This is a genomic window from Salicibibacter cibarius, from assembly GCF_016495725.1.
In the GTDB taxonomy this organism is placed as follows: Bacteria; Bacillota; Bacilli; order Bacillales; family Marinococcaceae; genus Salicibibacter; species Salicibibacter cibarius.
Genome location: NZ_CP054705.1, coordinates 1,859,549 through 1,871,841 on the forward strand (window position 1 = coordinate 1,859,549; position 12,293 = coordinate 1,871,841).

The 12,293-nt window shown below is 47.1% G+C and carries 9 protein-coding genes and 1 pseudogene; all 10 read left to right on the forward strand.

Going from position 1 to position 12,293, the window contains the following annotated elements; translation table 11 throughout:
* Positions 1-192: 192 nt before the first annotated feature.
* The 10 genes and pseudogenes from gpr (at position 193) to prmA (ending at position 12,286) form a co-directional block, all read left to right on the forward strand.
* Complete coding sequence (gene gpr, locus HUG15_RS09690) at positions 193-1,281, forward strand: GPR endopeptidase (RefSeq protein ID WP_200128439.1); 1,089 nt, start codon at positions 193-195, stop codon at positions 1,279-1,281.
* A 61-nt stretch (positions 1,282-1,342) separates the two neighbouring features.
* The gene (gene spoIIP / locus HUG15_RS09695) at positions 1,343-2,488 is read left to right on the forward strand and encodes a stage II sporulation protein P (RefSeq protein WP_200128440.1); all 1,146 of its coding nucleotides are present in this window, start codon (positions 1,343-1,345) and stop codon (positions 2,486-2,488) included.
* Between the two features lie 15 nt (positions 2,489-2,503).
* Positions 2,504-2,773, forward strand: a complete 270-nt coding sequence (locus HUG15_RS09700; protein WP_200128441.1) for a hypothetical protein — start codon at positions 2,504-2,506, stop codon at positions 2,771-2,773.
* Between the two features lie 261 nt (positions 2,774-3,034).
* On the forward strand, positions 3,035-4,864 hold the full coding sequence (gene lepA / locus HUG15_RS09705) for a translation elongation factor 4 (protein WP_200128442.1): 1,830 nt from the start codon (positions 3,035-3,037) through the stop codon (positions 4,862-4,864).
* Positions 4,865-4,901: 37 nt separating this feature from the next.
* Positions 4,902-6,041: a radical SAM family heme chaperone HemW gene (gene hemW / locus HUG15_RS09710; protein WP_200128443.1), complete on the forward strand. Its 1,140-nt coding sequence runs from the start codon at positions 4,902-4,904 to the stop codon at positions 6,039-6,041.
* A 93-nt stretch (positions 6,042-6,134) separates the two neighbouring features.
* Positions 6,135-7,169 carry a heat-inducible transcriptional repressor HrcA gene (gene hrcA / locus HUG15_RS09715; RefSeq protein WP_200128444.1) on the forward strand — a complete coding sequence of 345 codons (1,035 nt, stop codon included), beginning with the start codon at positions 6,135-6,137 and terminating at the stop codon, positions 7,167-7,169.
* Between the two features lie 98 nt (positions 7,170-7,267).
* Positions 7,268-7,828 carry a nucleotide exchange factor GrpE gene (grpE, locus tag HUG15_RS09720; RefSeq protein ID WP_246516572.1) on the forward strand — a complete coding sequence of 187 codons (561 nt, stop codon included), beginning with the start codon at positions 7,268-7,270 and terminating at the stop codon, positions 7,826-7,828.
* Positions 7,829-8,034: 206 nt separating this feature from the next.
* The gene (gene dnaK / locus HUG15_RS09725) at positions 8,035-9,879 is read left to right on the forward strand and encodes a molecular chaperone DnaK (RefSeq protein ID WP_200128446.1); all 1,845 of its coding nucleotides are present in this window, start codon (positions 8,035-8,037) and stop codon (positions 9,877-9,879) included.
* 148 nt (positions 9,880-10,027) lie between these two features.
* Positions 10,028-11,139: pseudogene (dnaJ, locus tag HUG15_RS09730) on the forward strand (molecular chaperone DnaJ).
* A gap of 223 nt (positions 11,140-11,362) precedes the next feature.
* Positions 11,363-12,286, forward strand: a complete 924-nt coding sequence (gene prmA / locus HUG15_RS09735; protein ID WP_200128447.1) for a 50S ribosomal protein L11 methyltransferase — start codon at positions 11,363-11,365, stop codon at positions 12,284-12,286.
* Positions 12,287-12,293: the final 7 nt, after the last annotated feature.

A 12,293-nucleotide genomic window follows, 5' to 3' on the forward strand; every position in this document is an offset into this window, starting at 1 on the left:
TTTTTACCTGCATAAGTGCAACTAAAACTTTTCGTCATAAAAGCTTGGCGAAAAGCCAAGTCTTCTAACAAGTACATTGACAAAATGGATTGTATCAAATACGTCCGTGCCTTGCAAGCCGTTCCGCTCATTTCCTTCCGGTATATTTTATAGGATTTGGGAAACCGTAAGCAAAAAGAGATGCGTGGGAGGATGAGAGATTTGGAACTGTCTTCGTTTCAACCCCGTAGCGACCTTGCGGTGGAAGATGAGAATGTTCTTCCCAATCGGGATAAAAATGGGATTATTGTGAACGAACGGGAAGTCGATGACATTACGATTGTGCATGTGGATATTGACGAAGAGGGGGCAAATCGAACGGGGAGAGAGCCTGGTAACTACTTAACCTTGGAAACGCTTGGCATAAGAGAAAAAGATACAAAGATGCAGGCAAGTCTCATTCGTGTATTGAGCGAAGAGTTCAAAGCATTTATGGAGGCGTGCGGCTTAAATGAAAAAAGCAGTTGTCTGGTGATCGGGCTTGGAAATCGCGATGTAACGCCTGACGCCCTTGGTCCGAAAACGGTGGAACAGCTGGTTGTTACCCGTCATTTATTTGAATTGGGGCACATGGAAAACGAGGATGAATATCGGAATGTCTCCGCTATGGCCCCCGGAGTGATGGGGGTGACAGGGATTGAAACGAGCGAAGTGCTGTTTGGTATCGTAGAAAAAACAAAACCTGATTTTGTCGTTGCCGTTGATGCTTTGGCGGCACGTTCAATCGAGCGGGTAAACGCGACTATTCAAATATCCGACACAGGGATCCATCCGGGGTCAGGGGTAAAAAATGCCCGTAAACAACTGAACGAAGAAACGCTCGGGGTACCTGTGATCGGGATTGGCATCCCCACTGTTGTAGATGCCGTATCCATCACGAGTGACACGATCGATTTTTTGTTTAAGCATTTCGGGCGGGAAGTAAAAGACCGGGAAAACCCGACCAGTGTATTGACGCCGCCGGGAATGACTTTCGGAGAGCGAAAACAGCTCGATGATGAAGATTTGCCGAACGAAAATGATCGGAAAAAATATTTCGGGATCGTCGGGACATTGGAAGATGAAGATAAACGTCAACTTATTCAAGAAGTGCTTAACCCCCTTGGCCATAATTTGATGGTCACGCCTAAAGAGGTAGACACATTTATGGAAGATATGGCAAATGTCGTGGCCGAGTCCTTAAACATTGCCTTTCATAAAGCGGTGACAACAGAATCTAGCGGGCATTACACCCATGAATAACAATCGGTTGTTCTAGTGATAGATATCGCTCATAGAATGGTAGCGTAAGGAGGACGAGCCCTTGCGCAGACCAAACCGCCAAGCCCATGTTTTTTCACTATCAAAAACAACGGTCCAATCTTTTTTTATGGCCGGTATCGCATTTGTTGTCATGACGTTTCTAATCGTAGCGATGTTAACGACGGCAGACAATCATAGCCGTTTTGCTTCGTCGGCCCTGCATGATTGGGCAGGGGAAATGCAGAGCGATTGGTTCGTCCAGTTGCTCGGAGCTGAAAACCGATATTATTTAGATGCATTACAGGATTCTTCCACGCCCGGTTTGACAACGGCTGCCTTGGAACTTGCCACGAATATGAATATGGAAGATCCGCGTACTTTTTTGGGCCGGGAACTCCCCGGCTTTTCCGGATTTGACGATACACTTATCGTTGCCGGACAAGGAACCGATTTTACAAATATGTCCATTGAATCCGCCCCCCCGTCTGAAGAAGTGCTTCAGGAACAAGCAGGTTCCGATGAATCCTCGGAGGAAGAAGGAGAAACAGAGGAATCATCCGCCGCTATTGATGGTGAAGAACCGCTTATTCACATTTCACATGCCCATAACCGTGAAGCATTTCATCCGGAAGTAGATGGGGAAGAGGATTTACACCTCGAGGAAAATATAGTAAAAGTTGGGGAACACTTCGCTGACGCGTTTCGCGACTACGATTTGCCGGTAGAGGTAGCAGATGATGATGTAACGGGGATGTTGGATGAACGAGGGTGGGACTACAGCCAGTCCTATGAGATGAACCGTGAAATTGTAGAGGAAGCAAAAGAAGAACACGACGAACTTGAATTTTTCTTCGACTTGCATCGCGATTCTGTCGGAAGAGAACACACGGCAGTGACGATCAATGAAGAGGAGTATGCCCGCACATTTTTCGTCATCGGAGAAGATCATCCCGATTATGAACAAAATTTGGAAATGGCGACAGAAATCCATAACCGTTTGGAAGACAGGTGGCCGGGTTTAAGCCGAGGGGTCATTACTCGTGGAGGTGCCGGAGTGAATGGTGTCTACAATCAGGATTTATCCCCCAATGCCATGTTGATCGAGTTTGGCGGAGTGGACAATACGTATGAAGAAGTATACCGAAGTGCAGATGCGTTAGCCGAGGTTTTACAGGAATATATTCACGAGGAACTCGAAGAAGATTAACCGGAGGGGAGATCGATGAGGGCAAAACACGTTTTCTTTACCATACTGACGGCATTAGTCATGTTTTTGACAGGGGTGCTCTCCGGCCATTATTATGGATACCACCAATGGGGAGAGGTTTATCAAGACGAAAACCAACCGGTAGCCGTTGATGCTGAAGAGGCGGAGCCGGAAGAGGAGAAAGAAGAAAACGATCTCGCGGACAGGCAAGAAGATATAAGGGAAAGCGGAAGCACGAATTTCTTTTCGGAACTCGGAAAAACGATAGGCGGTTCTCCCCGCTAAAGGCTTCCCGGTTGATATCGGTGAATATGGTCATAACACTAGCTACGGAAGAACACGGAAAGCGTCGTGTTTTTCCATAGTTTTCATCATAATGCATGCTCCATTTGTCAACCATAAATTTTAGTGATACAGTTTTTAAAAGGCTCGGATTGTTGGTCCGGGCGTTTTTTCTTTTTCTAGCCGTTGTCGTTCGGGCGCGTGGTTGCTATAATGAAAGATAGTTTTCCTTCGGGACGTTTTCGAAAAATCAGGAGTGATTGCATGACATACGAAGAAATACGCCGTAGACAGGCGAAAATAAGAAATTTTTCTATCATTGCCCATATTGACCACGGAAAATCGACGCTGGCCGATCGGATTCTAGAGCATACGAAATCGGTCTCGGAACGTGATATGCAGGAGCAGCTCCTGGATGAGATGGACTTGGAAAGAGAACGGGGCATTACCATTAAATTAAACTCCGTTCGGCTTCGTTATGTGGCTAAAGACGGAGAGGAATACATATTTCATTTAATCGATACGCCGGGACATGTCGACTTCTCTTATGAAGTATCGCGTAGTTTAGCTGCCTGTGAAGGTGCTTTGCTCGTTGTGGACGCATCCCAGGGCATCGAAGCGCAAACGCTCGCGAATGTCTATTTGGCCCTGGATAATGATTTGGAGATCTTATCGGTCGTGAATAAGATAGACCTTCCCAGTGCGGAGCCTGATCGAGTGAAACAGGAGATCATTGACATCATCGGGCTTGATTCAACCGAAGCCGTCCATGCCTCCGCCAAAAGCGGCATCGGCATTGAGGATATTTTAGAAGAAGTCGTTGAAAAAGTGCCTGCCCCTGCGGGTGATCCTGAATCGCCTTTGCAAGCTTTGATTTTTGACTCTCTGTATGACCCTTATCGCGGCGTTATTGCTTATATACGCATCGTGGAAGGGACCGTGAAGAAGGGCGACAAAATCAAAATGATGGCCACCGGCAAGGAATTTGAAGTCAGTGAAGTCGGGATGTTCACCCCGAAAGCTGTCGCGGCTGACGTATTATCCGTAGGGGACGTCGGTTTTTTAACCGCGTCAATCAAAAATGTCAGTGATTCCCGGGTCGGGGATACGATCACTAAAGTAGGGCATGAAGCTCCGCAACCGTTGCCCGGATATAAACGGATGAAACCGATGGTTTTTTGCGGCTTGTACCCGATTGACGCCAGCCAGTACAACGCATTGCGGGATGCGCTTGAACGTTTGGAGTTAAATGACAGCGCCCTCCAGTATGAAGCGGAAACATCGCAAGCGCTTGGCTTTGGTTTTCGCTGCGGATTTCTCGGCCTGCTCCATATGGAAATTTTACAAGAACGGATTGAACGGGAGTATGGCATCGATCTCATCACAACGGCTCCAAGCGTCGTTTATCACGTCTATCAAGTCGACGGGACGATTTTGGAGATTGACAATCCATCGAATATGCCTGAGCAACAAGCAGTCGAAGAAGTTGAGGAACCATTTGTGAAAGCAACCGTGATGGTGCCCAATGATTTTGTCGGTCCGGTCATGGAATTATGCCAGGCGAAACGCGGGGAATTCATTGATATGCAATACTTGGATGAAAATCGTGTAAACATTACGTATGAACTCCCCCTCACTGAAATTGTTTACGACTTTTTCGATCAATTGAAATCCAATACGAAAGGATATGCCTCCTTTGATTACGAACCGATCGGCTATCGGGCTTCCAAGCTCGTCAAGATGGACATTCTCTTAAACAGCGAAAAGGTAGATGCGCTATCGGTCATTGTTCATCGCGATATGGCGTATGAACGAGGCAAACTAATCGTCGACAAGCTGAAAGATTTAATTCCGAGACAACAATTTGAAGTTCCGGTGCAGGCGAGCATCGGTAACAAAATCATAGCACGCTCGACAATCAAAGCATTGCGGAAAAACGTGACCTCCAAATGCTACGGGGGCGACATTACTCGGAAAAGAAAGTTATTGGAAAAACAAAAAGAAGGAAAAAGGCGAATGAAAAATGTCGGGAAAGTAGAAATCCCGCAAGAAGCGTTTATGTCCGTGCTGAGGATGGACGATGATGACAAATAATTGGGTCCTGGGGTAGCCAAAAAAGGAGGACCGAAAGATGAAGAAAGGGGCATATATTCATATTCCCTTCTGCAACCAGATCTGCCATTATTGTGATTTTAATAAAGTATTGATAAAAAATCAGCCGGTGGACGATTATTTGGAAGCTTTGCAAGCCGAAGGGGAAAAACGTTTAGATGAAACCGTTCAATATATGGACACGCTCTATATCGGCGGTGGAACACCGACATCCCTTTCCACTAGGCAATTGCAAACGTTATTTTCCAATCTGAAACGCGCCGGCCTTTCCTGGGACGAGGGCAGTGAAGTAACCGTTGAAGTAAACCCGGATGGCATAGATGATGCTCAGTTGCATGCTTTAAAAGATGCCGGCGTCAACCGAATCAGCATTGGTGTACAAACATTTGACCCGGAATTGCTGGAGACGCTCGGCCGTACGCACAGTGTGGAAGATGTAAGCAAAACAATCGCGCGGGCACGGGAACTCGGCTTTGACAACGTCTCGATCGATTTAATGTTTGCGCTGCCCGGCCAAACGCTCCATCAATGGCAAACAACCATTGAGAAGGCCGTTTCGCTTGAGCCTGATCATATTTCGGCGTATGGCTTGAAAATTGAAGCCAAAACGCAGTTTTACAATTGGTTGCAAGCAGGGCAATTAACGCCGTTAAGCGAAGATGAGGAAGCGGACATGTATGACGTCCTGCTATCAACATTAGAGCATTACGGTTACGAGCAATATGAAATTAGCAACTTTGCTACACGAGGCAAAGAAAGTGCGCATAATCTCATTTATTGGCGCAATCAACCGTATTTGGGCTTAGGCGCAGGTGCCCACGGATACCAGAATAGCGAAAGGTATGGAAACATTTTGCCGATCCCCCACTATTTAAAATCCGTCCGTAAAGGCGAATGCCCAGAACGAACACGGCAACCGGTATCGTTAAAAGAACAAATGGAAGAGGAAATGTTTCTTGGGTTGCGTTTGAAAGAAGGGGTCCATGTCCATCGTTTTAAAGAAAAATTCGATACTTCTTTTTACGATGTATACGGCAACGTCTATGATGAATTGCTTGATGAAGGCTTGTTGCGCGAGGAGGACGGACGAATACGATTGACGGAGAAAGGGAAATATCTTGGCAATAACGTATTTGCTTCTTTTTTATTTGATTCCTAAATCTTTTTGCGTTGACAACTCCTAACCTATTTTGATAAGTTATGGGTAGCATTAGCACTCGTTAAAAGAGAGTGCTAACAGAGGTGATAGACGGTGCTTAGTAAGCGACAATTGTTGATATTGCAAGCCATCGTCGATGATTATGTTCAAAGTGCCGAGCCAATCGGTTCAAGAAGCATTTCGAAGCGAGAAGATATTTCTTTCAGCTCGGCTACGATTCGCAATGAGATGGCCGATTTGGAAGATATGGGTTATCTGCTAAAACCTCATAGCTCCGCGGGAAGAATCCCATCCAATAAGGGGTATCGGTTGTATGTGGACCATTTATTAAGGCCGGACCCCTTGCAAAAGCATGAGATTTTAGATATGGAACAATTTTTCACGCGCCGCATTTCAGAGGTAGAGGCCGTCATGAAAAAGACAGCAGCTGTTCTGTCGGAATTAACGAGCTATGTATCGGTTGTGCTAGGGCCGGAAATGGAGCATACGAGACTGAAACAGCTGCAAATGATCCCGCTTACGGGAAGACAGGCGATTGTCATTCTTGTTACGGATTCCGGGCACGTTGAACACCGCACATTTGATATCCCGGAACAAATGGATCCGGGCGAACTCGAAAAAGTGGTTAATATTTTAAATGAACAACTCGTTGATACGCCTATCGGGCACTGGGAAGAAAAGTTGATGACGGAAACTTCCCGTTTGTTATACCAACATGTTTCGCATTTTGAAGATATGTTCGGCGTACTTCGGAATGCATTTAAAACAGAGAAGGGTGACCAAGTGTTCTACGGCGGTATGATGAACTTAATGATGCAGCCGGAATTCCGGGATATTGACCGTGTTCGGATGATCTTTGACTGGCTCGATCAAAGCGAGAATGTGCATACCCTGCTTTCGCGCAGCCAAGAAGGCTTGAACGTGCGAATCGGCAGAGAAAACGACATTGAAGCTTTTGCGGATTTAAGCATGATTACTGCGACTTATTCCATTGATGGAGATACAGTCGGCACGTTAGGTGTCATCGGGCCGACAAGAATGGAATACGAGCGGGTCATACGTTTGATCCGCCAATTTGCCACCGGATTGTCGACTTCTTTGACGAAAAAATATCGCCAAGATAGTTAGGCTAGAAAGTTGATTTATACTTTTTATCTGCCAAAAAAGAGGGAGAGGCTATCTCCCTCCTCTTATGTGCAAACATGCAGCAAGTGGAGGTGAATGCTATGAACGAAAATGAGAATGGCCGACAACCGGAAGAAGACGTAGAAGTTATCGATCCGGACGCTGAAGATATCTCCTCCTCTGCGGACGAAAATGGGGAGGCTTCGGAAAATCAAACGCAAATCGAGACTTTGCAAGCGGAATTGGAAGAGTGGCAAAACAAAGTGAAGCGCGTCCAGGCGGACTACGATAATTTTCGTAAGCGCAGCCGTTCGGAAAAAGAGGCGGCGGCAGAGTTTCGCTCCCAACCATTGATGGAGGCACTCCTGCCTGTACTTGACAATTTCAGGCGTGCCCTGGACTCTGAAGGGCAAAATGCTTCCGACGAGGGGTTTTATAAAGGAATGGAGATGGTTTACCGTCAATTTGTGGAGGCTCTGGAATCCGATGGGTTGGAAGAAATCCCGACGGAGGGCGAGACCTTTGACCCCAACGTGCATCAAGCGGTGATGCAAGTGGAGGAAGAAGGGTTTGAATCCAATCAAATCGTGGAAGAACTTCAGAAGGGTTACAAACTGAAAACACGCGTCATCCGACCGGCTATGGTTAAGGTTAATGCGTAAATGTATGTTCAAAAATGAGGGAAAAGAGCCGAGAAGTTCAAGAAAGCAAGCTGACGCGTTTCCACTGGATGTGGTGACTTGTGCGTCGTGGCGGTTTTTAGCAGAAGATCCTCTTCCCGACAGCTATTTTTCCCTGACTTTTTGAACGATCTTTTATTAGATGTAAAATAGAATCGCTTTACTGGACCAAGGAGGAATTACTAGAGATGGGTAAAACAATCGGAATTGACTTAGGAACAACGAATTCATGTGTAGCAGTTATGGAAGGCGGGGAACCGGTTATTATTCCCAACCCTGAAGGAAACCGGACGACGCCTTCGGCTGTTGCGTTTAAAGATGGTGAAAGACAAGTCGGAGAGATCGCCAAGCGGCAGGCAATTACGAATGAGAACACCGTACTCTCCATTAAACGCCATATGGGCACCGACTACACGGTGGAAATTGAAGGAAAAAAATATACGCCGCAAGAAATCAACGCCATTCTTTTACAGAAGTTAAAATCGGATGCTGAAAGCTATTTAGGGGAAGATGTAACGAAAGCGGTCATTACCGTTCCGGCCTATTTCAATGATTCCCAGCGGCAAGCAACCAAAGATGCCGGCACGATTGCAGGGCTTGAAGTTGAGCGGATTGTAAACGAACCGACAGCGGCTTCCCTTGCCTACGGCCTCGAAAAAGAAGAGGATCAAACGATTCTCGTCTATGACCTTGGCGGCGGGACGTTTGACGTTTCCGTTCTCGAGCTTGGCGATGGCTTCTTTGAAGTCAAGTCCACGTCGGGCGATAATGAACTCGGCGGTGACGACTTCGACCAAGTGATCATTGATTACATGGTTTCCGAGTTTAAAAAAGAAAACGGCTTGGACCTTCAACAAGACAAAATGGCGATGCAGCGGTTGAAGGACACGGCGGAAAAAGCGAAAAAAGAGCTTTCGGGTGTAACGCAAGCCCAGCTTTCCTTGCCGTTTATCACGGCAGACGCTTCGGGTCCAAAACACTTGGAGATGACAATGACGAGAGCGCAATTTGAAGAGGGTGCCTCTCAGTTGGTAGAAAGAACGATGGGGCCTGCACGTCGCGCGATTCAGGATTCCGGCGTGAACGCTTCAGATATAGATAAGGTTATTCTCGTCGGTGGCTCCACGCGAATTCCTGCTGTCCAAGAAGCGATTAAAGGGTTAACAGGCAAAGATCCGCATAAAGGGGTTAATCCTGACGAAGTTGTTGCGCTCGGTGCTGCTGTGCAAGCCGGTGTACTTGCCGGAGATGTCCAGGACGTTGTATTGCTGGATGTTACGCCGTTATCGCTCGGGATCGAGACAATGGGCGGTGTCTTTACGAAGCTAATTGACCGCAATACGACCATTCCGACGAGCCAGTCCCAAGTATTCTCAACCGCTGCCGACAACCAATCGTCCGTTGATATTCATGTGCTCCAAGGCGAGCGTGAAATGGCAAACGATAATAAAACCCTCGGCCGCTTCCAACTGACGGACATTCCGGCCGCGCCTCGAGGGGTTCCGCAAATCGAAGTTACGTTTGACATTGATGCGAACGGCATCGTCAATGTTCGTGCGAAAGACAAAGGAACGAACAAAGAGCAATCGATTACGATTACGTCTTCTTCCGGTCTTTCCGAGGACGAAATCGAAGATATGGTCAAACAGGCAGAAGAGAATGCCGAAGCCGACAAAGCGAAAAAAGAAGAGGCCGAACTCCGAAATGAAGCAGACCAACTGATTTTCACCGTTGACAAGACGATTAAAGACTTGGGAGAAAACGTAGACGAATCGGAAAAACAAAATGCGGAAGACGCAAAAGGTAAGCTACAGGAAGCCTTGAATGGCACAGACCTTGAAACCATTCGCACTGCAAAAGATGAACTGGAGCAACTTGTGCATTCCCTCTCCCAAAAAATGTATGAGCAAATGGCTCAACAGGCACAAGAAGAGCAAGGGGAGAATCAAGACCAAACTCAGGATGAAGACGTCGTTGATGCCGATTACGAAGAAGTAGATGACGAAAACGACGATCAACAAAATAAAGCATAGTGATGGATCATTTTCTAAAAGTCAAAGTCAGGTTATCTTGGCTTTGGCTTTTTCACTTAATAAACGATGTGAAAATTTGGGTTGCGACTTATAGCAAGCCGATGTAAGATAGCGTCATGCTGGATATTGAACGGGAGTGAAATGGAGAATGAGCAAACGGGACTTCTACGAAGTGCTCGGTCTCGATCAAAATGCATCTGCGGATGAGATCAAAAAGTCGTACCGTAAATTGGCACGCAAATATCATCCCGATGTTAACAGTGAGCCCGATGCCGAAGAAAAGTTCAAGGAAGTAAAAGAGGCCTATGATACACTGAGCGATCCGCAAAAGAAAGCGAATTATGACCAATTCGGCCACGCCGATCCGAATCAAGGGTTTGGCGGCGGCGGAGACTTTGGCGGCAGTGGCTTCGGAGATATATTCGACATGTTTTTCGGCGGTGGCGGGCGCCGTGATCCGAATGCGCCGCGCCAAGGGGCAGATTTACAATATACGATGACCTTGGAATTTAAAGAGTCTATCTTTGGCAAGGACACCGAAATTGAAATCCCGCGCGAAGAGACATGCCAGACGTGTACAGGTTCAGGCGCAAAACCGGGCACAACCCCAGACACGTGTGGGCGTTGTGGCGGCAGCGGCCAGTTGAACATTGAGCAAAACACGCCGTTCGGCCGTGTTGTTAACCGTCGGGTTTGCGATCAGTGCGAAGGTGCGGGTAAGATCATTAAAGAGAAATGTAAAACATGCGCCGGCGCGGGAAAAGTAAAAAAACGGAAAAAAGTACGCGTCAACATTCCCGCCGGTATCGATCATGGACTACAATTACGCCAGGCTGGACACGGAGAAGCAGGAGTAAATGGTGGTCCCCCGGGGATTTGTTTATTGTCATCAATGTGAAGCCGCATGAATTTTTCGAACGGGATGGCGATGACATTCGTTGCGAAATGCCGCTGACATTTACCCAAGCAGCGCTCGGGGATGAAATCGAAGTTCCGGCATTGGAAGGAAAAGTGAAAATTAAAGTTCCCGCCGGAACACAAACAGGCCGAAGTTTCCGATTGCGCGGCAAAGGAGCCCCCAATGTTCATGGTCGCGGTCACGGTGACCAGATCATTAGCGTCCGGTTGATCACGCCGAAGAAGCTAAATGATCGACAAAAGGAACTTTTGAAAGAGTTCGCTGAAGAAAGTGGCGAAGAAGTGGATGAGCACAGCAGTAATTTTTTTGACAAAGTAAAACGTGCATTTCGCGGAGATTGAGAACGATAGGCTTTCCATTATTTTGGAAAGCCCCTTTTTTAAGAAGGTCATGGAACCTGAAAAGCGAGTCAAATCGTCATTACGGTCACCCTAGAGCGTTTATGGCGCCCGAACCGAGGGCCAAAGAGTCGTTACGGTTGCCATGAACGGGTGATCACGCCCGAACTGATTGAGAATTGCGCCGTACCCGCCAATAGCCTAAAAGAAGCGGAGGTGAAACAGTGTGAATTGGATCGAATACCGTATACATACCACACACGAAGCCGCTGATGCAGTCGCGAATATGTTTACAGAGCTAGGGTCCAATGGCACGCTTGTCGAAGATGCAAAGGATCGTCATGAACGCCCGAAACGACTGGACGAGACAGGACAGCCATCCGTTGACCATTTACCGATAAAAGGTGTTGTATTAAAAGCCTATTTTCCCGAAAGTGAACAAAAAGACGACGATATTCGAAAGGCCCTTGCCAGTATACAACAGCGGTCAGGCATGGATATGGAAGATTTAACCGTGGACTCCGAGATCGTCAAGGAAGAGGATTGGGAAGAAGCGTGGAAAGCATACTATAAACCGATCCGAGTCTCTCCAAACTTAATCGTCACCCCCTCTTGGGAAAATGCGGAACGTGGAACGGATGATGTCGTCGTTGAACTTGACCCGGGAATGGCATTTGGAACAGGTGCCCATGCAACAACGATTCTTTGCTTGCAAGCACTCGAGCGTATCGTTAATGAAGGGGACAGCGTCATCGATGTAGGCGCAGGATCAGGTGTCCTGAGTATCGCGGCCGCTAAATTCGGGGCAGCTTCCGTTTTTGCCTATGATTTAGATGAATTGGCCGTGAACGTTGCAAAGGAAAATGTGGTCATCAATCAAGTGGAAGATAAGGTAACGGTCAAGAAAAGCGATTTATTTTCAGAAACAGGGGCAAAAGGCGAGGTTATCGTTGCCAATTTACTCGCCGATATCATCATCCGAATGGCCCCGGATGTAAAAGCTCATCTCGTGCCGGGCGGGCATCTTCTTGTGTCAGGCATTATTGCGAATAAAAAAGATGATGTGCGCCAAGCATTGGAAATTGAAGGGTTTCGGGTTGCGGAAACGTTGGAGCAGGAGGATTGGGTGGCCATCCTGTTACAATCTTAAGTGCCTT